General features: G+C 70.4%; 21 protein-coding genes. 4 read left to right on the forward strand and 17 right to left on the reverse strand.

What is annotated here, in order from left to right:
* Positions 1-3 precede the first annotated feature (3 nt).
* Together cydB and RH864_RS12960 are read right to left on the reverse strand one after the other, a co-directional pair.
* Positions 4-1,008: a cytochrome d ubiquinol oxidase subunit II gene (gene cydB / locus RH864_RS12955; RefSeq protein ID WP_310517974.1), complete on the reverse strand. Its 1,005-nt coding sequence runs from the start codon at positions 1,006-1,008 to the stop codon at positions 4-6.
* A 12-nt stretch (positions 1,009-1,020) separates the two neighbouring features.
* On the reverse strand, positions 1,021-2,433 hold the full coding sequence (locus RH864_RS12960; RefSeq protein WP_310517975.1) for a cytochrome ubiquinol oxidase subunit I: 1,413 nt from the start codon (positions 2,431-2,433) through the stop codon (positions 1,021-1,023).
* A 100-nt stretch (positions 2,434-2,533) separates the two neighbouring features.
* Here RH864_RS12960 and RH864_RS12965 point away from each other — a divergent pair, with 100 nt between their 5' ends.
* From RH864_RS12965 to RH864_RS12975, 3 genes are all read left to right on the forward strand, one after another.
* Positions 2,534-2,908 (forward strand): BlaI/MecI/CopY family transcriptional regulator, encoded by a 375-nt coding sequence (locus RH864_RS12965; RefSeq protein ID WP_310517976.1) that lies wholly within the window; start codon positions 2,534-2,536, stop codon positions 2,906-2,908.
* Positions 2,909-2,910: 2 nt separating this feature from the next.
* Complete coding sequence (locus RH864_RS12970) at positions 2,911-3,837, forward strand: M56 family metallopeptidase (RefSeq protein ID WP_310517977.1); 927 nt, start codon at positions 2,911-2,913, stop codon at positions 3,835-3,837.
* A 128-nt stretch (positions 3,838-3,965) separates the two neighbouring features.
* Positions 3,966-4,715 carry a DedA family protein gene (locus tag RH864_RS12975; RefSeq protein ID WP_310517978.1) on the forward strand — a complete coding sequence of 250 codons (750 nt, stop codon included), beginning with the start codon at positions 3,966-3,968 and terminating at the stop codon, positions 4,713-4,715.
* Positions 4,716-4,782: 67 nt separating this feature from the next.
* Here the strand turns inward: RH864_RS12975 and RH864_RS12980 are convergent, their stop codons facing one another.
* The 5 genes from RH864_RS12980 to RH864_RS13000 form a co-directional block, all read right to left on the reverse strand.
* The gene (locus RH864_RS12980) at positions 4,783-5,712 is read right to left on the reverse strand and encodes an ABC transporter substrate-binding protein (protein ID WP_310517979.1); all 930 of its coding nucleotides are present in this window, start codon (positions 5,710-5,712) and stop codon (positions 4,783-4,785) included.
* Positions 5,713-5,737: 25 nt separating this feature from the next.
* Positions 5,738-6,457: an ABC transporter permease gene (locus tag RH864_RS12985; protein WP_310517980.1), complete on the reverse strand. Its 720-nt coding sequence runs from the start codon at positions 6,455-6,457 to the stop codon at positions 5,738-5,740.
* Positions 6,454-7,146 (reverse strand): ABC transporter permease, encoded by a 693-nt coding sequence (locus RH864_RS12990; protein WP_310517981.1) that lies wholly within the window; start codon positions 7,144-7,146, stop codon positions 6,454-6,456. The genes RH864_RS12985 and RH864_RS12990 overlap by 4 nt, the downstream gene beginning before the upstream one ends.
* A complete protein-coding gene (locus RH864_RS12995; RefSeq protein ID WP_310517982.1) occupies positions 7,143-7,955 on the reverse strand; it encodes an ABC transporter ATP-binding protein in 813 nt (270 codons plus the stop codon). The genes RH864_RS12990 and RH864_RS12995 overlap by 4 nt, the downstream gene beginning before the upstream one ends.
* Before the next feature lie 94 nt (positions 7,956-8,049).
* Positions 8,050-8,730 carry a TetR/AcrR family transcriptional regulator gene (locus tag RH864_RS13000; RefSeq protein ID WP_310517983.1) on the reverse strand — a complete coding sequence of 227 codons (681 nt, stop codon included), beginning with the start codon at positions 8,728-8,730 and terminating at the stop codon, positions 8,050-8,052.
* A gap of 133 nt (positions 8,731-8,863) precedes the next feature.
* Here RH864_RS13000 and RH864_RS13005 point away from each other — a divergent pair, with 133 nt between their 5' ends.
* Positions 8,864-9,955, forward strand: coding sequence for an App1 family protein (locus RH864_RS13005; RefSeq protein WP_310517984.1), 1,092 nt, complete (start codon positions 8,864-8,866; stop codon positions 9,953-9,955).
* A 177-nt stretch (positions 9,956-10,132) separates the two neighbouring features.
* On the opposite strand, the gene RH864_RS13010 is transcribed toward RH864_RS13005, so the two are convergent.
* The 10 genes from RH864_RS13010 to RH864_RS13055 form a co-directional block, all read right to left on the reverse strand.
* On the reverse strand, positions 10,133-11,185 hold the full coding sequence (locus RH864_RS13010; RefSeq protein ID WP_310517985.1) for a quinone-dependent dihydroorotate dehydrogenase: 1,053 nt from the start codon (positions 11,183-11,185) through the stop codon (positions 10,133-10,135).
* A 42-nt stretch (positions 11,186-11,227) separates the two neighbouring features.
* Complete coding sequence (gene nrdR / locus RH864_RS13015) at positions 11,228-11,701, reverse strand: transcriptional regulator NrdR (protein WP_308796478.1); 474 nt, start codon at positions 11,699-11,701, stop codon at positions 11,228-11,230.
* Positions 11,702-11,727: 26 nt separating this feature from the next.
* Positions 11,728-13,083, reverse strand: a complete 1,356-nt coding sequence (gene hisD / locus RH864_RS13020; protein WP_310517986.1) for a histidinol dehydrogenase — start codon at positions 13,081-13,083, stop codon at positions 11,728-11,730.
* 61 nt (positions 13,084-13,144) lie between these two features.
* The gene (gene dnaE / locus RH864_RS13025) at positions 13,145-16,615 is read right to left on the reverse strand and encodes a DNA polymerase III subunit alpha (protein WP_396129976.1); all 3,471 of its coding nucleotides are present in this window, start codon (positions 16,613-16,615) and stop codon (positions 13,145-13,147) included.
* Between the two features lie 149 nt (positions 16,616-16,764).
* Positions 16,765-17,685: an RluA family pseudouridine synthase gene (locus tag RH864_RS13030; RefSeq protein ID WP_310517988.1), complete on the reverse strand. Its 921-nt coding sequence runs from the start codon at positions 17,683-17,685 to the stop codon at positions 16,765-16,767.
* Positions 17,686-17,698: 13 nt separating this feature from the next.
* Entirely contained in the window at positions 17,699-18,238 is a 540-nt protein-coding gene (gene lspA, locus RH864_RS13035; protein WP_310517989.1) for a signal peptidase II, read from the reverse strand.
* Between the two features lie 25 nt (positions 18,239-18,263).
* Positions 18,264-18,968 (reverse strand): DivIVA domain-containing protein, encoded by a 705-nt coding sequence (locus RH864_RS13040; protein ID WP_310517990.1) that lies wholly within the window; start codon positions 18,966-18,968, stop codon positions 18,264-18,266.
* Between the two features lie 138 nt (positions 18,969-19,106).
* The gene (locus RH864_RS13045; protein ID WP_310517991.1) at positions 19,107-19,427 is read right to left on the reverse strand and encodes a YggT family protein; all 321 of its coding nucleotides are present in this window, start codon (positions 19,425-19,427) and stop codon (positions 19,107-19,109) included.
* 11 nt (positions 19,428-19,438) lie between these two features.
* Positions 19,439-19,936, reverse strand: a complete 498-nt coding sequence (locus RH864_RS13050) for a cell division protein SepF (RefSeq protein WP_310517992.1) — start codon at positions 19,934-19,936, stop codon at positions 19,439-19,441.
* Between the two features lie 41 nt (positions 19,937-19,977).
* Positions 19,978-20,619, reverse strand: coding sequence for a YggS family pyridoxal phosphate-dependent enzyme (locus tag RH864_RS13055; protein WP_310518067.1), 642 nt, complete (start codon positions 20,617-20,619; stop codon positions 19,978-19,980).
* Positions 20,620-20,711 lie beyond the last annotated feature (92 nt).

Here is a 20,711-nt window from a genome sequence, read left to right on the forward strand (position 1 = left end):
ACGTCAGTGGGCCGCGGCTTCGATCGAACGGCGCGTCACACGCTTGCGGAACACCCAGTACGTCCATCCCTGATAGGCCAGCACGAGCGGCAGGAAGATGAGCGCGGTCCAGCTCATCACCGTCAGCGTATAGGCCGAGCTCGACGCGTTGGCGATGGTGAGGCTGTTGGCGGGGTCGTTCGAGGCCGGCATGACCTCGGGGAAGAGCGCCGTGAACAGCGCGAGCACGGTGGTCGCGATCGTCACCGCGAGCAGGCTGAATGCGATGCCCTCGCGGCCGCGGGTGTTCGCGAGCCAGCCGCCGATGAGCGCGACCGCCGCGACCGCGGCGAGCGCCCAGAACCAGACGGTGCCGTTCGCGAGACCGGTCCAGACCAGGAACAGCGCGGCGACGACGATCGTGATCGCGCCAGCCTTGGTCGCGAGCCGTCGCGCACGCTCGCGCAGGTCGCCCTCGGTCTTGAGCGAGACGAACACCACCCCGTGCGTGAAGAACACGAGCAGTGTCGTAAGGCCGCCGAGCAGCGCGTACGGGTTCAGCAGGTCGAACAGCGTGCCCGTGTAGTTGTGCCCCTCGTCGAGCGGCACGCCCTGCACGATGTTCGCGAACGCGACGCCCCAGAGGAACGCGGGCACCGCGGAGCCGACGACGATCATGCGGTCGAACCGGCGCTTCCACTCGGTCTCGGGCCGCTGATGCCGGTACTCGAACGAGACGCCGCGCGCGATGAGCGCGAGCAGGATGAGCAGCAGCGCGAGGTAGAAGCCCGAGAACAGCGTCGCGTACCACTCGGGGAACGCCGCGAACAGCGCCGCGCCCGCGACGATCACCCAGGTCTCGTTGAGGTCCCACACGGGGCCGATGGTGTTGATCAGGACGCGCCGGTCGGTGTCGTCCTTGCCGAGGAACGGCAGCGACATGCCGACGCCGAAGTCGAAGCCGTCGAGCACGAAGTAGCCGACGAACAGTGCTGCGACGATCCAGAACCAGAGTGTGGCGAGATCCATGGCCGGGCCCTCCTAGTAGACCGTCGTGGCCGGCTCGACGCGGCCGGTTTCCGGATCGGGCTCGCCCACCTCGGGCGGGCCCTTCTTGATGGCACGGACGACGAGCTTGAGCTCGACGACCGCGAGCGCGCCGTACACGAGCGTGAAGGCGACGAGCGAGATGAGCACGTCGAGGCCCGTGATGTTGGGCGACACGGCCGACTCGGTGGGCAGCAGGCTGAACACGATCCACGGCTGCCGGCCCATCTCGGTGAACACCCAGCCGACGATCATCGCCATGAGCGAGAGCGGGAAGCTCCAGACGGCGATCTTCCAGATCCACCGCTGGCGGGGCATCCGGCCCTTGCGCGTGAGCCACAGGCCCGCGACCGCGACGAGCACGTGCGCCATGCCGAGGCCGATCATCCAGCGGAACGACCAGTAGGTGACCCAGATGATGGGCGTGTAGTCGCCGGGGCCGTAGAGCTCCTGGTACTCGGCCTGCAGGTCGTTGATGCCCTCGACGCAGCCGTCGAACGAGTGGGTCGAGAGGAACGAGAGCAGATACGGGATGCGGATCGAGAACAGCTCGCTCGACCCGTCGGGCGTGCCGAGGGTGAAGACCGAGAACGAGGCGGCGGCACCGCAGACGGTGTCGTAGGTCGCCTCCGCCGCGGCCATCTTCATGGGCTGCGTGGCGACCATGGCGAGGCTCAGCTGGTCGCCCGACAGCACCGTGGCCGCTCCCGCCACGACCATGGTCCAGAGGCCGAACTTCAGCGCGGGGCGCATCGTGTCGAGGTGCTGGTTGCGGGCGAGGTGCCAGGCCGCAGCGGCGATGATGAGCCCGGCGGTGACCATGAACGCGGCGGCGATGGTGTGCGGGAACGCCGCGAGCGCGACCGGGTTGGTGAGCAGTTCCCAGATGTCGGTGAGCTCGGCGCGGCCCTTCTCCTCGTTCATCTGGAACGCGACCGGGTTCTGCATGAACGCGTTGGCCGCGATGATGAAGTACGCCGAGAGCACGCTGCCGACTGCGGTCGCCCAGATCGTGGCGAGGTGGAGCCCGCGTGGCAGCTTGTCCCAGCCGAAGATCCAGAGGCCGATGAAGGTGGCCTCGAAGAAGAACGCGAGCAGGCCCTCGAGCGCGAGCGGCGCACCGAACACGTCGCCCACGAACCGCGAGTACTCGGACCAGTTCATGCCGAACTGGAACTCCTGCACGATGCCGGTCACGACGCCCATGGCGAAGTTGATGAGGAAGATCTGGCCGAAGAACCGCGTGATCCGCAGGTACTCGGCCTTCCCCGTGCGGTACCACGCGGTCTGGAAGATCGCAGCCGTCGCGGCCAGGCCGATCGTGAGCGGGACGAAGAGGAAGTGGTAGATGGTCGTGAGACCGAACTGCCAACGAGAGAGGAGCAGCGGGTCGAGCAGCTCGTTCACGTCAGGCCCCTTTCAGCGGCGCGTGCGTTATTTCTACTCATCGTAGAACTTTGTTCTACCGGCGGTAGAAAATGCTTCGAAGTCGAGGTATCGTTGGCACATGGCCAACCTCGGGGACCTGGAGCGCTCAGTCATGGAGCAGCTGTGGGCGAGCGACACCACGCTCACCGCGAATGAGCTGCGTGATCGTCTGACCCTCGTCGGCGATGCCGGCGACCGGTCGCCCGCGACGACCACCGTGCTCACGGTGCTCGCCCGTCTCGAACGCAAGGGATTCGTCTCGCGCACGCGCGATGTGCGCCCGCACCGCTACCGCGCGCTGCTCTCCCGCGAGGAGCACACCGCCGAGCTCATGCACGAGGTGCTCGACCGTTCGAGCGACCGCGACGCCGCGCTCGCGCGCTTCGTCGGCACCGCGACCGCGCACGAGACCGCGACCCTGCGGCGCCTGCTCGACGAGCTCGCGCGACGCTGACCGTGAGCGCCGTCGCCGCGCTGCTCGGCGTGCTGGCCGTCGCGCTCGCGTGGCCGGTTCCCGTCGTGCTCTCGCGCGCGGCCTGGCCCGCGCGCGCACCGGGACTCGCGCTCGCGCTCTGGCAGGCGGTCGCGCTCGGCGGCGCGCTCTCGATGATCGGATGCCTCGTGGTGATCGGCACCGTGCCCGACGGGTCGATCACCGGGGCCGCCACCGCGCTGCTCCCCCACCTCGTCACGGGGCCGCTCCCGCCCGAGTTCAGCGTCATCGACCTCGCAGCGCTCACCCTCGCCGCGGGCCTCGCCGTGCACCTGCTGCTGAACGTGGCCGCCACCGCGGTGCGCGCCGAACGCGAACGGCGTCGTCAGCACCAGCTGATCCAGATGCTGAGCGACCCGATGCCGGGCGAGCCGGGCACCCGGGTCCTCGCGCACCCCGTGCCGCTCGCGTACTGCGTGCCCGGCCTGCGCACGGCAACCGTCCTCACCGAGGGACTCGTCGCCGCGCTCACGCCTGACGAGCTGCGAGCGGTCGTCGTGCACGAGCGCACTCACCTGGATCAGTTCCACCACCTGGTCCTGCTCTCCTTCCGCGCCTGGCACGCCGCGCTGCCCTGGTTCCCGATCGCGAACCGCGCCGAACGCTCGGTGACCGTGCTCACCGAGATGCTCGCCGACGACGGCGCCCGGCGTGCGACCGGAGCCGTGCCGCTCGCGGGCGCGCTCACCCGTCTCGGCAGCAGCGCCGAACCCGGCGCCTACGCCGACACCGGCGGCATCGCGCCCGATCGCGCCATGCTGGTCGACCGGCTCACCCGGCTCGAGTCCACCATCCGCCCGCTCGGCGGCTGGACCCGGGCCGCCATCGTCGCCGCGGCCGTCCTGCTCATCGCGGTGCCGCTCGGCTCGATGCTCACGATCCTCCGCTGAGCGCGTCCGGCTCAGCGCTGCGCGCAGCCGGGCCGCTGCTGCACGCATCCCGCCGCTCCCACCGGGTGAGCTGACGATCATCCGGGAGACCGACGTTTCGCTCAGCTGCGCGCCCTAGGCTCGACGTTGTGAACGACGTGCTGGACTGGATCCTCGACACGGTGCAATCCGTGGACCCCGTTCTGCGCACGATCCTCGCCGGCGTCGCGATCATGCTCGAGACCTCGGTCTTGATCGGGCTCATCGTGCCCGGCGATACCGTCGTCATCGTCGCGTCCACCGCGATCGGCGGACCGATCGAATGGCTCGCGCTCGCGCTCACGGTGATCGCCGGCGCGGTCGCGGGCGAGTCGATCGGCTTCATGCTCGGTCGCTGGTTCGGCCCGCGGATCGTCTCGTCACGCCTCGGACGCCGGATCGGGGAGGAGAACTGGGCACGCGCGCAGCGTTACCTCGACCGGCGCGGCGGCCCGGCCGTGTTCATCTCACGATTCCTGCCCGTGCTGCACTCGCTCGTGCCGCTGCTCGTCGGCATGAGCACCATGCGCTACCGGCGCTTCATCGCGTGGACGCTGCCCGCATGCGTCATCTGGGCGTTCGCGTATGCGACGGTCGGCTGGCTCGCCGCGGGCAGCTACCGCGAGCTCAGCCGCGAACTGCACTGGGCCGGGTACGTGTTCGTCGGGATCATCGCCGTGTTCCTGCTCGTCGTGTGGGGCATCAAGAAGCTCCTGGTCCGCCTCGAGGCACGGCACATGGCGCTCGAGGAGCCCGTCCCCGCGAGCACGACGGAGGGGCCGGATGCCGAGGCATCCGACCCCTCGATCGACGCGACCGCGCGCGACCCGCGCAACGGCCGGCCCGACGGCGCGCGCTAAGCCTGCGCCTGCACGGACCCGGCCGTGAGCACCGCGCCGGTGCCGGTGCCGGTGGGAACCGCGCCGGTCAGAACAGCGCCTGCTCGCTCAGCCAGTCGGCGGCGATGTCCTGCGCGGAGCGCTCATCGTTCACGCTCTCGGCGTTCATCGCGACGAGGTCCTGCGCCGTCAAGGCCGCGCTGACCTCATCGATGACCGCGGCGATGTCGTCGGTGACCTTCTCACTCGCGACCGGCACGACGTTCGACGCCAGGAAGAGCCCCTCGGGGTCCTCGAGCGTCACCAGGTCGTTCGTCGCGATGTTCGGGTCGGCGCTGTAGATGTTCACCATCTGCACCTGGTCGTCGACGAGCGCCTTGACCGTGAGCGCGCCACCGCTGTCCTCGATCGCGGTGAAGCCCACGTCGACGCCGTAGGCCGACTTCAGCCCCTCGGGGCCGTAGGGGCGGGTCTCGAGCTCGGCATTGCCGCCGAGGGTGATCGGCTCGGGGACGCCCGCGAGATCGGCGAGGCTCGTGACGCCGAACTCCTCGGAGAACGCCGCCGTCACGTTGTACGAGTCCTGATCGGTCGCTGGCGCCTGATCGAGCACGCGCAGCCCGTCGGGAAGCGCGCCCTCGAGCTCCGAGTAGACCTCGTCGCTCGTGCGCGCCTCGGTGTCGGGCTCGTAGTACTGCAACAGGTTGCCCGTGTACTCGGGGAACAGATCGATCTCACCGGCCTCGATCTCGGGCAGGTACACCTCCCGCTGACCGATCCGGAACTGACGGTCGACCTCGAAACCGTTCTCCTCGAGCGCCTGCGCGTAGATCTCGGCGATGATCTCGTTCGAGTAGTAGTCCTGCGAGCCGATCACGATCGGTCCACCACTCGCCGCCGTCTCGCCGCCCGAGCCCTCGTCGAGCGGATCGCCGGATGCACACCCTGCCAGGGCCACTGTCGCCCCGACCGCGACCGCCGCCAGAGCGACGAGCCGGCCTTTTCCTGCTGTGAACATGTGCGTTTCCCTTCAATTGGTGGGATCACCCCACACTCGTTCGCGGCCGGGATGGCCGGGAACGAAGCGATGCGGGCCCGCGTCCGACGCGAACCCCCTCAGGAACACCAAGGCGCTGGACCAGGGCGAACATTCCATCGAGGACCAGCGCGAGCGCGATGATGAGGATCGACGCGCCGAGCATGACCGTGTAGTCGCGGGTCTTCAAGCCCAGGAAGATGTAGGTGCCGAGCCCGCCCAGGCCGATGTACGACGCGAGCGTCGCGGTCGCGATGACCTGGAGCACCGCGGCCCTGATGCCGCCGATGATGGTCGGCAGGCCGAGCGGGAGCTCGACCCGAAGGGCGATCTGCAGCTCGGTCATGCCCATGGCGCGAGCCGCGTCGACCGTGGAGCGCGAGACCCCGCCGACGCCCGCATACGCGCCGGCGAGCACCGACGGCACCGCGAGCACCATCAGCGCGAGGTACGGCGCACCGATGACCAGGCCGAGCCAGAGCGCGAGCAGGGTGAGCAGACCGAGCGTCGGCAGCGCGCGGAGCGCACCGGAGACCACGACCGCCGGCTCGCGGCCACGGCCCGTGTGGCCGATGACGACCCCGATGGGCACGGCGATGACGATCGAGCCCGCGACGACGGCGAGGCTGAACACGACGTGGAAGACGAGCCGCGCGCCGATGCCGTCGGGGCCCTCCCAGTTGGCCGGGTCGGTGAGCCACGCGAACGCGTCGAGGAAGAGGTTCACGCCGCCACCTCCGGCTGCGCGCCGCCTGGGCGGCGTCGCATGCGGCGGGGGCCGCGGGCGCGCAGGTTCCACGGCAGGAGCCAGCGGCCCAGGAGGACGACGACCCAATCGAGCGCGATCGCGAGCAGCATCGTGGCGATGACGCCCGCCCAGATCTCACCGGCGATGCCGCGCTGGAAGCCGTCGGTGAACAGGCTGCCGAGGCTCTGCACGCCGATGAGCGCGCTGATCGTCGCGAGGCTCATGGTGCTGACGATGACGACCCGGAGCCCCGCGAGGAGCCCCGGCCCGGCCAACGGCAGCTCGACCCCCGCGAAACGCCGCCACGGCGAATACCCGATCGCGGTGGCCGACAGCCGGATGTCGGCGTCGACGTCGGCGAACGCGTCGGCGGCCGTGCGCACCATGAGCGCCATGCCGTAGAGCGTGAGCGCGACCACGAGGTTCACGGGCGAGCGGAGGGACACCCCGATCAGGCCCGGCAAGGCGATCAGCAGCGGCAGCGACGGGATCGCGTAGAGGATGCCGCACAGGCTGAGCAGCACCCCGCGCGACCACCTGAACCGCCACGCGAGCCAGCCGATGGGCACCGAGAGCACGAAGCTCAGCGTGATCGCCGGAACCGACAGTGCGAGATGGACGAGCACGAGCTCGCCGATCCGATCGAGGTTCGACCAGATCCAGTTCACGACGCGAGAACCCCCGCCGGACGACCGTCGTCGTCCACGACGATGCGACGTCCGTCCACCTCGGCGACGCGCAGCAGACGCCGGCCGCGGTCGGCCCCGATGAACCCGGCCACGAACTCGTCGGCGGGACTCGCGAGGATCTCGGCCGGTGCGCCCTGCTGCACGACGTGTCCGCCCTCACGAAGGATGACCACGTGATCGCCGAGCCGGAACGCCTCGTCGATGTCGTGTGTGACGAACACGATGGTCTTGCCGAGCTCGCGCTGCAGCCTGAGCAGCTCGTCTTGCAGCTCGGTCCGCACGAGCGGGTCGACCGCGCCGAACGGCTCGTCCATCAGCAGGATGTTCGGGTCGACCGCGAGCCCGCGCGCGACGCCGACGCGCTGTTGCTGGCCGCCGGACAACTGCGCCGGGTATTTGTCGGCGAGCGAGCGGTCGAGCCCGACCGTGTCCATGAGCTCGAGCGCCCGCGCGCGGGCCGCACGCTTCGACTCGCCGCGCAGCACGGGCACCGTCGCGATGTTGTCGATCACCGTGCGGTGCGGCAGCAGCCCGCTGTTCTGCATGACGTAGCCGATCGAGCGGCGCAGCCGCACGGGATCGACCGTCGCGACGTCGGCACCGTCGATGAGCACCGCACCGTCCGACGGGTCCACCATGCGATTGATCATGCGGAGCAGGGTGGTCTTGCCCGAACCCGATGAGCCGACCAGGACCGTCGTACGGTGCGGCCGCATCTGCAGATCGACCCGTTCGACCGCGACGGTGCCGTCGGGGAACTGCTTGCGCACACCACGGAACTCGATCATGCCGTCCACCCTCCGCGGGTGGGGATGCCCGCAGGACAAGCCAAACACGCACCGCCGACACGTTCAATGCTCGCGTCGGCGTGGCCCGGATGTGCTAGGCCGCGGAGTGCCCGTCGAGCGTTGCACCGGCCGCGATCGCGGGATCGAGATGCTCTTCGAGGTACCGGCGGACGACGACCTTGGCCTCGTCGATGTACCGCGAGTCGCCCTGCGGGTCGCGTGAGTGGGCGCGGTACACCAGCGCTTCCACGAGCTCCATGGCCACGCCGAAGCGGAAGCGCAGCTCGGCGGTGTCGGCGATGCCGCGGAACTCGGCTGCGAGCACGCGCACCATCCGGCTGGCGAACTCGGGCTCTTCGCCGTCGTCGGAGAGCTCGCGGTCGGCCGCGTGGACGACCGTGAAGCCCGGCTCCTCGCGGTAGAGCGCGTCGAGCGCGTCGACGGCGGTCTCGACGAGCTCCCACCAGGTCGTCAGATCGGCCGCGGCGAGCCGTTCGGCCACACGCGCCCGGTAGCGGTCGATCGACCGCTCACGAAGTCCGTGGAGGACGGCGACCCGGTCGGGGAAGTACCGGTAGACCGTGCCGATCGAGGCACCCGCGCGCTCGGCGACCATCTGCGTCGTGAGCCGTTCGAAGCCCACCTCGTCGACGAGCTCGGCCGCGGCGTCGAGGAGCGCGTCGAGCCGTTGGGTGCTGCGTCGCTGGGTCGGCTCGGTTCGCACCGTGCTGATGCGACCATGATCGGCCCCCAGGATCAGGTCGATGTTGGACACGGAACCTCCAGTCGATAACGCCGACTATATTACCGGGCATATAGCTGGCCGCCGTACCGGCCCCGCCGCGCGCGGCCCGGTCCGGCCCGGCCCGCGGGCACGTGCAGCCCGGCGGACATGACAGACTGGAGGGATGCCGGAGACCTCCCCCTCCCCGGTCGGATCCCGTGAGCGCACGACTCGGCACGGCGCTGCGCGGTTCGAAGACTGGCTGCACGACGTCCGCGAACGGTTCGCGAGACGTCGTGGGCATGTGCCCACCGTGGTGCCCTACACGGGCTACGGCTCGACCGAGTGGGTCAGGGTGCTGTGCCGGGTGCTGTTGTCGAAGCCCGTCACGGGCGGCTCCGGCACCAAACGCGGCCGGACCCGTGAGCAGAGCATCCGCGGCTGGCGCAGCTTCACGAGCGTGCCCGTCGGGGACATCCCCGTGATCATCGAGGTCGGCGGCCAGCGGCTCGAGGTGCTGGCCGATCGCGGCGGCGTCGTCGACACCAAGGTCCCCGTCCGGCTCGAACCCGGCTGGCACCGCGCGCGGTTGTACACCGAAGGCTCCGAACCCGTGTCCGCGCCCGTGCACGTCATCGACCCCGGGGCGCGGTTCGGCCTCATCTCCGACGTGGACGACACGGTCATGGTGACCGCGCTGCCCCGCCCGCTGGTCGCCGCCTGGAACACGTTCGTGCTCGACGAGCACGCGCGCATCCCGACCCCCGGCATGGCCGTGCTGTTCGAGCGACTGGTCAGAGAGCACCCCGGCGCGCCGGTCATCTATCTGTCGACCGGCGCCTGGAACGTCGCACCGACGCTGACCCGCTTCCTCGACCGCAATCTCTACCCCGCCGGCCCGCTGCTGCTCACCGACTGGGGCCCCACGCACGACCGGTGGTTCCGCAGCGGGCGCGCGCACAAGGAGGAGAACCTCAGGCGGCTCGCCGAGGAGTTCCCCGATGTGCGGTGGCTGCTCGTGGGCGACGACGGCCAGCACGACGAGGAGCTCTACGCGCGCTTCGCAGCCGACCACCCCGGCCGGGTCGCCGCGGTCGCGATCCGGCGGCTCTCCACCGGCGAGGCGGTGCTCGCCGGTGGTCGCACCAAGGTGGACGAGCACACCGACCAGGTGCCGTGGGTCTCGGCGGGCGACGGATCCACCCTGGCCGACCGCCTGGCCGAGGCGGGGGTCATGCAGCCCGGGCCCGACCAGCCCGAGCCGCCGCTCGCCTGACGTCCGGCGCGCCCGATCGCAACGCCCGGTTCTCACCTCGAACGGTCGCGGATGGTGGGTGTCTCCGCGCCGCACCCACCATCTGCGACCGTTCGAGTCCGAGGTCGGGCTCGGTCGGGCGTCGGTGCGTCGGTGCGTCGGTGAGTCGGTGCGTGAGCGGATGCCTCGGGCGCCCGCTCAGGGCACGGGCACCGCAGCGCGGGCGCGCGCGAAGCGCGCCAGCCCCCGGTTGATCTCGCGCGCCCAGAGCGGGCCGCGGAAGATGAACCCGGAATAGCCCTGCACGAGCGTCGCACCCGCGTCGAGCCGGTCCTGCACGTCGGCCGCGGTCTCGACGCCGCCGACCGAGATCACGCATAGCTCGGCGGGCACGTGGTCGCGCACGAGCCGCAGCACCTCGAGCGCGCGCGCGGCGAGCGGCGCTCCCGAGAGCCCGCCCGCCCCGATCCGCTCGACCTCGGCCGCGCTCGTGCGGAGCCCGTCACGCGACACCGTCGTGTTGGTCGCGATGATCCCGTCGAGCCCGAGCCGGACCACGAGCTCGCAGATGCGGCGGACCTCGTCGTCGGCGAGGTCGGGCGCGATCTTGACGAGCAGCGGCGTCGAACCCGACGCGCCCCGAACCGCTTCGAGCAGCGGCGCGAGCGCGTCGAGCTCCTGCAGCCCGCGCAGGCCCGGCGTGTTCGGCGAGCTCACGTTCACGACGAGATAGTCGGCGAACGGCGCGAGCACGCGGGCGCTCCGCTCGTAGTCCGCCACGGCTTCCTCGACGGGGGTCGCCCGGCTCTTGCCGATGTTCACGCCGAGCACGGGCCGGTCACGACGGCGAGCCAGACGCGAGAGACGCCCCGCCGCGGCATCCGCCCCGCCGTTGTTGAACCCCATGCGGTTGACCAGCGCGCGGTCCTTCACCAGCCGGAACATGCGCGGCCGCTCATTGCCCGGCTGCGCGATCGCCGTGAGCGTGCCCACCTCCACGTGCCCGAAGCCGAGCTGGCCGAGGCCGCGCACCGCGAGGCCGTCTTTGTCGAAGCCGGCCGCGACGCCGAACGGCGACGGGAAGCGCAACCCCAGTGCCATCACCTCGAGCTCGGGCGCGGGGCGCGTGAACCGTTCCACGAGCCGGCCCACCCCGAACGCGGGAAGCGATCGGATGACCCGGAACGCGAGATGGTGGGCCCGCTCGGGGTCGAGGTGGGTGAGGACCTGGGAGAAGAGAAGTCGATACATGCCGCGGTTCAGAGTAGCCGAATCGAGCTGCTCAGCGACGCACTACTCGACCGGGCGAGCGGGCAACCGCCCGTGCTCGGCGCGCAGCGCCTCGATCGCCGACTCGAAGTCGTCGAGCGATTCGAACGCCTGATACACGCTCGCGAAGCGCAGATAGGCGACCTCGTCGAGCTCGCGCAGGGGTGGCAGGATCGCGAGGCCGATGTCGTTCGCCTCGATCTGCGAGGCGCCCGTCGACCGGATGGTCTCCTCCACCCGCTGGGCGAGGACCGCGAGGTCGGCGTCGGTCACGGGTCTGCCCTGGCACGCCTTCCGCACGCCGAGCACGACCTTCTCACGACTGAACGGCTCGACCACGCCGCTGCGCTTAATCACCGAGAGACTCGCGGTCTCGGTCGTCGAGAAGCGGCCACCGCACTCGGGGCACTGGCGGCGCCGCCGGATCGAGAGGCCGTCGTCGCTCGTGCGGGAGTCGATCACACGGGAATCGGGATGACGGCAGAAGGGGCAGTACATGGTGGCCCCAGCCTACCGGCGCGAGCCTACCGGCGCGCCGAAGCCACCGACCCGGCCTCCGCCGACCCGGCGTGCGCGGGCGCGAAGCGCGCCGTCACGGCCTCGCCGTGTGCGGGCAGGTCCTCCTCCGCCGAGAGCGCGGCGATCACCGGCGCGACCTCGCGAAGCGCCGCCTCGTCGTACCGGACGACCTGCTGAGGCCGCAGGAAGGTCGCGGCGGAGAGGCCGGAGACGTACCGTGCCGTGCCGCCCGTGGGCAACACGTGATTGGAGCCGGCCGCGTAGTCGCCGAGGCTCACGGGCGAGTGCGGCCCGACGAAGATCGCGCCGGCGTTCTCGATGCGCGCGAGCACGGCGTCGGCGTCGGCCACCTGGATCTCGAGGTGCTCGGGCCCGAAGGCGTTCGCGAAGTCGGCGGCTCGGTCGAGGTCGTCGACGAGGACGACGGCGGACTGCTGGCCCTCGATCGCCTGGCGGACCCGGGCGGCGTGCCGCGTCGACTCGACCCGCACGGCGAGGCGCTCCTGCACGGCCGCGGCGAGCTCGACCGAGTCCGTGACGAGCACGGACGCCGCGAGCTCGTCGTGCTCCGCCTGGCTCACGAGGTCGGCCGCGACGAAGTCCGAGTCGGCCGTGGCGTCGGCGATCACGAGGATGTCGGTCGGCCCCGCCTCGGCGTCGATGCCGGTGACGCCGGCCACGAGGCGCTTCGCCGCAGCGACGAAGACGTTGCCGGGGCCCGTGACCCGCTGCACCGGCTCGAGCCCGAGGCCCGGCACGCCGTAGGCGAACGCGCCGATCGCACCCGCGCCGCCCATGGCGTAGACCTCGTCGATGCCGAGCAGCGCGGCCACGCCCGCGACGGTCGGGTGGACCCGGCCGTCGTGGTCGGCCTGCGGCGGGGACGCGAGCGCGATCGAGCGCACCCCGGCCACCTGTGCGGGCACGACGTTCATCACGACGCTCGACGGGTACACGGCCTTCCCACCTGGCACGTAGAGCCCGACGCGTGCGACCGGCTGCCACCGCTGTTCGACGATCGCGCCGGGGGCCAGCACGGTCGTCTCGGGGGCCGGGACCTGCGCGGCGCTCGCGGCGCGCACACGCTCGATGGTCGACTCGATCGCCGAACGGACGTCGGGGTCGAGCGACGTGAGGGCTGCGGCGAGCTCGGCGGCCGGCACCCGTACCGCCGCCGGACGCACCCGGTCGAACCGCTCGGCCTGCTCGATGAGCGCGTGCTCACCTCGAGCGCGGACGTCGTCGATGAGCTCGCGTGCGGGGTCGAGGGCCGCGCCCACGTCGGTCGCCGCTCGCGGAACGAGTTCGAGGAGCTCGGTGGGGGTCGGCCGGGACCCGCGGAGGTCGATGGTGCGCAGCATGATGCGTCAAGCGTACCGAGCGTTCACCGCACGCCGCCTGTGCCGGCCGCAACAGCCCGGTTCAGAGCAGGCAGCCCGGGCCCAGCAGGCTCTTCAGCTCGCCGTAGAAGTCGGCCGTGACGCGGACCGGGTAGGGAACCTCGAAGACGCGACCCACGCGACCCTTCATGAGCGTCAGCCGCACCTCGGTGTCGCCCCGGTGCCTCGAGAAGACCTCGCCGAGCGCCGAGATCGTCTCATGCGTCGCCCGCTGATCGGGGATGGTGATGCGGACCGGCCCGTTGTCGTCGCTCTGCCCGAACTCGGGCGTCATCACACTGTAGGCGTGCAGGTTCATGCCGTCGTCGCGCAGGCTCACCCGGCCCCGGACCACCGCGATCGAGTCCGCCACGAGGCCGGGGGCGAACTCCTGGTAGGCCTTGCCCATGAACATGACGGTGATCGAGCCCGAGAAGTCTTCGACCTCGATCATGCCGTACTGGTTGCCGGACTGTCTCGCGACCCGGTGCTGCACGCTCGTGACGAGGCCGGCAACGGTCACCGTGTCGCCGTCCTGCGTGGAGTCGGAGGAGGTGAGGTCGAGGATCGTGGTCGACGCGTGCTTGGCCAGCGGCGCCTCGAGGCCGTCGAGCGGGTGCTCCGACACGTAGAGCCCGAGCATCTCGCGCTCGAACGCGAGCTTCTGCTTCTTCGCCCACTCCGGCCGCTCGGGCACCATCGAGGGCGCGGCCTCGCGCTCGTGGTCCTCGAACAGGCTGTCGAAGTCGAACCCGATGTCGCCGTTCTCGGCCGCGCGCTTGTCTTTCACGGCGGACTCCACCGCGCCCTCGTGGATCTCGACGAGCGAGCGCCGCGTGTGGCCGAGCGAGTCGAATGCGCCGGCCTTGACCAGCGACTCGACGGTGCGCTTGTTGGCGACCTGGATCGGGACCTTCTTGAGGAAGTCGTGGAACGTCTCGAAGCGCCCCTCCGTGTCGCGCGCGGCACGGATGGCGTCGACCACGTTGAAGCCGACGTTGCGGACGGCGCCGAGCCCGAACCGGATGTCGTCGCCGACGGCCGCGAAGAAGCCGATCGACTCGTTCACGTCGGGCGGCAGCACCTTGATGCCCATGCGCCGGCACTCGTTGAGGTAGAGCGCGAGCTTGTCGCGCGCATCGCCGACGCTCGTGAGCAGCGCGGCCATGTACTCGGCCGGGTAGTGCGCCTTGAGGTATGCCGTCCAGTAGCTCAGCACGCCGTACGCGGCCGAGTGCGCCTTGTTGAAGGCGTAGTCGGAGAAGGGCAGCAGGATGTCCCAGAGGGTCTTGATCGCGGCCTCGGAGTACCCGTTGGCGATCATGCCGCCCGAGAAGCCCTCGTACTGCTTGTCGAGCTCGGACTTCTTCTTCTTGCCCATCGCTCGCCGCAGGATGTCGGCCTGACCGAGCGAGAAGCCGGCGACCTTCTGCGCGATCGCCATGACCTGCTCCTGATAGATGATCAGGCCGTAGCTCGTGTCGAGGATGTCTTTCAGGGGTTCGGCCAGCTCAGGGTGGATCGGCGTGATCTCTTGCAGGCCGTTCTTGCGGAGCGCGTAGTTGATGTGCGAGTTCGCACCCATGGGCCCCGGCCGGTAGAGCGCGATGACGGCCGAGATGTCTTCGAAGTTGTCGGGCTTCATCTGCCGCAGCAGCGAGCGCATGGGCCCGCCGTCGAGCTGGAACACGCCGAGCGTGTCACCGCGGGAGAGCAGGTCGTACGCGTCGCGGTCGTCGAGGGCGAGGTCTTCGAGCACGGGCCGGAACCCGCGGTTGGCCTCGATGTTGTCGAGCGCGTCGTCGATGATCGTGAGGTTGCGGAGCCCGAGGAAGTCCATCTTGATCAGGCCGAGCGACTCGCACGCCGGATAGTCGAACTGGGTGACGATCTGGCCGTCTTGCTCCCGCTTCATGATCGGGATGATGTCGATCAGCGGATCGCTCGACATGATGACGCCAGCGGCGTGCACACCCCACTGGCGCTTCAGGTTCTCGAGCCCGAGGGCGGTCTCGAAGACGGTCTTCGCCTCGGCGTCGGTCTCGATGAGCGCCCGGATGTCGCCGGCCTCTTTGTAGCGCGGGTGATCTCTGTCGAGGATGCCCGAGAGCGGGATGTCTTTGCCCATCACCGCGGGCGGCATGGCCTTCGTGAGCTTCTCGCCCATGCCGAACGGGAACCCCAGCACGCGGCTGGAGTCCTTCAGTGCCTGCTTGGCCTTGATCGTGCCGTAGGTGACGATCTGCGCGACGCGCTCCTCGCCGTACTTCTCGGTGACGTACTTGATGACCTCGCCGCGACGACGCTCGTCGAAGTCCACGTCGAAGTCGGGCATGGACACGCGGTCGGGGTTCAGGAACCGCTCGAAGATGAGCCCGTGCTGCAGCGGGTCGAGGTCGGTGATCTTCATGGCGTACGCGGCCATCGAGCCGGCGCCCGAGCCTCGGCCGGGGCCGACCCGGATGCCGTGCTCCTTCGACCAGTTGATGAAGTCGGCGACGACGAGGAAGTAGCCGGGGAAGCCCATCTGGCTGATCACGCCGGTCTCGTAGTCGGCCTGCTTGCGCACGTCGTCGGGGATGCCGTTGGGGTAGCGCTGGTGCAGGCCGCGCTCGACCTCCTTGATGAACCAGCTCTCCTCGTTCTCGCCCTCGGGCACGGGGAAGCGCGGCATGTAGTTCGCGCTGGTGTTGAACTGCACGTCGCACCGTTCGGCGATCGCGAGCGTGTTGTCGCAGGCCTCGGGGTGGTCGCGCCACACCTGACGCATCTCGGCTGCGCTCTTGAGGTAGAACTCGTCGGCGTCGAACTTGAACCGGTTGGGGTCGTCGAGCGTGGACCCCGACTGCACGCAGAGCAGCGCCGCGTGACTCTTGGCGTCGTGCGCGTGCGTGTAGTGCAGGTCGTTGGTCGCGACGAGCGGGAGGCCGAGGTCTTTGGCGAGGCGCAGCAGGTCGTCCATGATGCGCTTCTCGATGCCGAGCCCGTGGTCCATGACCTCGGCGAAGAAGTTCTCTCTGCCGAAGATGTCGCGGAACTCGGCCGCCGCCTTGACGGCCTCGTCGTACTGGCCGAGCCGCAGCCTCGTCTGCACCTCGCCCGACGGGCAGCCGGTCGTCGCGATGAGGCCCTTCGCGTACGTCTGCAGGAGCTCGCGGTCCATGCGCGGCTTGAAGTAGTAGCCCTCGATCGACGCGCGGCTGTTGAGCCGGAACAGGTTGTGCATGCCCTCGGTCGTCTCCGAGAGCAGGGTCATGTGCGTGTACGCGCCCGAGCCCGACACGTCGTCGCCGCCGCCGTTGCCCCAGCGGATGCGGGTCTTGTCGCTGCGGTGCGTGCCCGGCGTGAGGTACGCCTCGGTGCCGATGATGGGTTTGATGCCGGCGTCGGTCGCCTGCTTCCAGAAGTCGTAGGCGCCGAAGACGTTGCCGTGGTCGGTCATCGCGACTGCGGGCATGCCCTCGGCCACGGCGGCCTTCATGAGCTCGCCCACCCTGGCCGCGCCGTCGAGCATCGAGTACTCGGAATGGACGTGCAGATGGACGAACGAATCGGCGGCCACGGGGCTCCTCCGGGGGTGGTGCGGGGGCGGATCTTGAGGGCGTGTGAGCGAGTCTACGGTGCCCCGCCGACATCGACGGATGCCTCGGCGGCGCGCCTGCCTCAGTCCTCCCGCAGCACGTCGAGCGCGTGCGCGAGGTCCGCCGGATACTCCGACGTGTAGACGGCCCACTCCCCCGTGCCGGGGTGCACGAACCCGAGCTCGCGCGCGTGCAGCCACTGACGGCTGAGCCCGAGCCGTGCGCTCAGGGTCGGGTCGGCCCCGTACATCGCGTCGCCCGCGCACGGGTGCCGCTGCGCGGCCATGTGCACGCGGATCTGGTGCGTGCGGCCGGTCTCGAGATGGATCTCGAGCAGCGAGGCGTAGGGGAACGCCTCGATCGTCTCGTAGTGGGTCACGGCGTGCTTGCCGTCGGCGGTCACCGCGAACTTCCAGTCCGATCGGGGATGCCGGCCCACCGGGGCGTCGATCGTGCCGGCCAGCGGGTCGGGGTGCCCCTGCACGATCGTGTGGTAGATCTTCTCGACCTCCCGATCGTGGAATGCCCGCTTGAGCGCGGTGTAGGCGCGTTCGGACTTCGCCACGACCATGAGCCCGCTCGTGCCGGCGTCGAGCCGGTGCACGACGCCCTGCCGCTCGGGCGCGCCCGACGTGGAGATCCGGTAGCCGGCCGCCGCGAGCGCGCCGACCACGGTCGGCCCGTTCCAGCCGATCGAGGGGTGCGCTGCGACGCCCGCGGGCTTGTCGACCACGACCAGGTCGGCGTCATCGTGCACGATGCCGAGATCGGGCACGGCGATGGCCTCGACCTCGAGCGGGCGCGGCGGGGTCCAGCTCACCTCGAGCCAGGCCCCGGCATGCAACCGGTCGGACTTGTCCACGACGCGCCCGTCGACGACCACGCCGCCCGCGGTTGCGACGTCGGCGGCCTGCGTGCGGCTGAACCCGAGCAGCTTGGCGAGCCCGGCGTCGACACGAGCGCCCTCGAGACCATCGGGAACGGGAAGCGCGCGATGCTCCATCAGCCTCGCCCCGTCACGACTCGGCGGCCGGTCGCGCGGTGGGCGCCTCGTCGGCCGGCGAGGGCTTCGAGACGGCCCGCGAGCCGTCGAGTCCGATGCCGCGGATCGTCAGGATCATGAAGAGCACCATGCTCGACACGATCGCGATGTCCGCGAAGTTGTAGATCGCCGGCAGCAGCCACGGCGTCCAGATGAAGTCGATGACGTGCCCGAGCCCGAAGCTCGGCTCGCGCACGAGCCGGTCGGTGAGGTTGCCCAGCACGCCGCCGAGCAGCAGGCCGAACACCAGCGCCCACGCGACCGAGCGGATCCGGCGCGCGAACCACACGATGAACGTGATGACCGCGGCCGCGAGGATCGTGAAGATCCAGGTCATGCCGCTCGCGATCGAGAAGGCCGCGCCCGGGTTCCTCACGAACTGCCACTGCAGCACGGTGCCGAGCACCGGGACCGCCTCGCCTTCGGTGAGGTTGGCGACGACGAGCGCCTTGCTCAGCTGGTCGAGCCCGTACGCCGCGATGGCCGCCCCGAACAGGACGGCCAACGCGATCACGGTACTCGCGGAGCGAGCGCTTCGGTCAGCCGCCAAAGCCCTGGAACGTCGGCGCCTGCGCGGCCTCGCCCTGACGGTTCGCACCCGACCCGGAGAAGCCCTGGTTGCCCGAGACCTGCACCGGCGACGCGGTGTCGAGCTCGCGCAGCTGGCCCTCGATGTAGCTCTTGAGCTTCTGGCGGTAGTCGCGCTCGAAGACCCGGAGCTCGTCGACCCGCTTCTCGAGCGCGACGCGCTCCTGGTCGAGGATGTTCATCTGCGCACGGGACTTCGCCTCGGCCTCGGCGACGACGCGCGCCGCGGTGGCGTGGCCCTCGGCGATGAGGGCGTCGCGCTTCTCGACGCCCTCGCGGACGTGCTCCTCGTGCAGGCGGCGCGCGAGCTGGAGCAGGTTCGTGGTGCTGGTCTGCTCGTCGATCTCGGACTGCGGCGTGGCCTGCTGCGTCGGGACGGCCACCGTGGGCGGCGGCGCGGCCGGCTCAGCGTACGCGGTGGCCGGCGCCGGGGCCGGTGCGGCCGGGGCGGCGGCGGGAGCGGGGCGCGACGAGTCGGCGCCGCGGGCCTCTGCCGCGGCGAGGCGCTGGCGCAGCTCCTCGTTCTCCTGGTTCAGGCGGCGCAGCTCGACGACCACCTCGTCGAGGAAGTCGTCGACCTCGTCCTGGTCGTAGCCCTCGCGGAACTTCGTCGCCTGGAAGCGCTTGTTGACCACATCTTCCGGAGTTAGCGCCATGGCTGCAACCCTCACATCTGTCGATAACGGTTCGGAACGGATTTGCTCACGATATCAGGGTCGCCCGGTGGGTCGCAGTGCGTGCGGGTGCCGGGCGTCACGCTCGCAGCAGATCGTCAGGCGACCCCTCGCGTCGCGTCAGAGCGCCGCGACCGCGGTGGCCGCCGAGAGCCCGGAGACGATGGTCATCAGCACGATGACCACGAGCATCGCGAGGCTCCAGCCGAGGTCGAGCGCGATCTGACCGATGCGGATCGGCGGGACGAGCCTGCGGAAGAACCGCACGGGCGGATCGGTCACGGTGTAGACCAGCTCGACCACGACGAGCCAGAATCCCCGTGGCCGCCAGCTGCGATTGAAGGTGCGCACCAGGTCGAGCACGAATCGCGCCCACATGATGAAGAAATAGATGAGGAGGAGCGTCGAGAGGATGCTCCAGACGACCGAAAGTGCTCCCACGACGGGAGAGTCTACGCGTGCGCGAAGAACGTCGCGTCCGCGTCGCCCTCGCCGTTGCCGGTATCGCCCGAGACCACGACGTGCGCGGGCGACAGCAGGAACACCTTGCTCGTCACGCGCTCGATCTTGCCGTGCAGGCCCTGGGAGAGCCCGCTCGCGAAGTCGATGAGGCGCCGGGCGTCGTTGTCGGACATCTGCGACAGGTTGATGATCACCGGCACGCCCTCGCGGAACGACTCGGCGATGACCTGCGCGTCACGGTACTGACGCGGGTGCACGGTGAGGATCTCGTTCATATCCGCCTGCGAAATCGTGGGGACGGGCTGGGGCTGTGCCTTGCGGAGCGGCGTCACCGCGGCCCCGCCCTTCGGCGCCGGCGGCGCGGCCTGGACGACCGGCGCGGGGGCGGGCTGGCTCGCGGCGGGCGTGTGCGCCTGCGGCGACTCGGCCTCGAGCTCCTCGTCGGCGAGGCCGAGGTAGACCATGGTCTTCTTCAGCGGGTTCGACATCGCTGCCTCCTCAGTGCGTAAAGTCTGCTTCGAGGCTAACCTCAGGCCGGCCGATTGCCCGTGATTGCCGTGCCGATCCGAAGGTGTGTCGCGCCTTCGAGGATCGCGTCGCGGAAGTCGTGGCTCATGCCCATGGAGAGCGCGTCCGCCTCGGGGGCCTGGCGCTGGATCCGTGCTGAGAGCTCGCGCACGCGCGCGAACTCCGGCCGGGCGGGGACGCCGAGCGGCGCGACCGCCATGAGGCCCCTGAGCCGCAGCCCCGGCGTGCCGAGCACGCGCTCGACGAGCGCGTCGAGCGCGTCCGGCGCGACGCCGCCGCGCCCCGGGTCGTCGGTGAGGTTCACCTGGACGAACACGTCGACGGATGCCTCGTCGGAGCGCAGCGCGTCCACGACCGACGCACGGTCGATCGAGTGGATCGCGCTCGCGTACGCGCGAACCTGCCTGGCCTTCTTGCTCTGCAGCTGTCCGACGAAGTGCCAACGCAGCTCGGGAAGGGTCGGCGCGAGCTCGGCGGCCTTCGCCTGCGCCTCCTGGTGCCGGTTCTCGCCCACGTCACGGACGCCGAGCGCGGCGAGCTCGGCGATGAGCGACACCGGATGGAACTTGGTCACGACGATCGTCGTGAGCTCGTCGGCGCTCCGGCCGGCCGCTGCCGCGGCATCCGCCACCTCGCCGCGCACCCGCGCGAGCCGCTCGGCGAGACCGGCGGCCCCGCCGGGGCCGCCGACGCCACCGGCCGCGCCCTCGCGGGCGGGCCCGTTCGTCGGCGGCT

Origin of the sequence: Agromyces aerolatus (assembly GCF_031432255.1) — a bacterium.
Taxonomy (GTDB): domain Bacteria; phylum Actinomycetota; class Actinomycetes; order Actinomycetales; family Microbacteriaceae; genus Agromyces.

Coding starts and splice junctions, on each gene's coding strand:
- RH864_RS12995 (WP_310517982.1), bottom strand. CDS start 7,955: ATGATCGAGTTCCGTGGTGTGCGCAAGCAGTTCCCCGACGGCACCGTC.
- RH864_RS13050 (WP_310517992.1), bottom strand. CDS start 19,936: ATGTCGAACCCGCTGAAGAAGACCATGGTCTACCTCGGCCTCGCCGAC.
- nrdR (WP_308796478.1), bottom strand. CDS start 11,701: ATGTACTGCCCCTTCTGCCGTCATCCCGATTCCCGTGTGATCGACTCC.
- dnaE (WP_396129976.1), bottom strand. CDS start 16,615: ATGCTCGACGGCGCGGCCAGGGTGGGCGAGCTCATGAAGGCCGCCGTG.
- RH864_RS12965 (WP_310517976.1), top strand. CDS start 2,534: ATGGCCAACCTCGGGGACCTGGAGCGCTCAGTCATGGAGCAGCTGTGG.
- cydB (WP_310517974.1), bottom strand. CDS start 1,008: ATGGATCTCGCCACACTCTGGTTCTGGATCGTCGCAGCACTGTTCGTC.
- RH864_RS13040 (WP_310517990.1), bottom strand. CDS start 18,968: ATGGCGCTAACTCCGGAAGATGTGGTCAACAAGCGCTTCCAGGCGACG.
- RH864_RS13010 (WP_310517985.1), bottom strand. CDS start 11,185: ATGTATCGACTTCTCTTCTCCCAGGTCCTCACCCACCTCGACCCCGAG.
- hisD (WP_310517986.1), bottom strand. CDS start 13,083: ATGCTGCGCACCATCGACCTCCGCGGGTCCCGGCCGACCCCCACCGAG.
- RH864_RS12980 (WP_310517979.1), bottom strand. CDS start 5,712: ATGTTCACAGCAGGAAAAGGCCGGCTCGTCGCTCTGGCGGCGGTCGCG.
- RH864_RS13005 (WP_310517984.1), top strand. CDS start 8,864: ATGCCGGAGACCTCCCCCTCCCCGGTCGGATCCCGTGAGCGCACGACT.
- RH864_RS13030 (WP_310517988.1), bottom strand. CDS start 17,685: ATGGAGCATCGCGCGCTTCCCGTTCCCGATGGTCTCGAGGGCGCTCGT.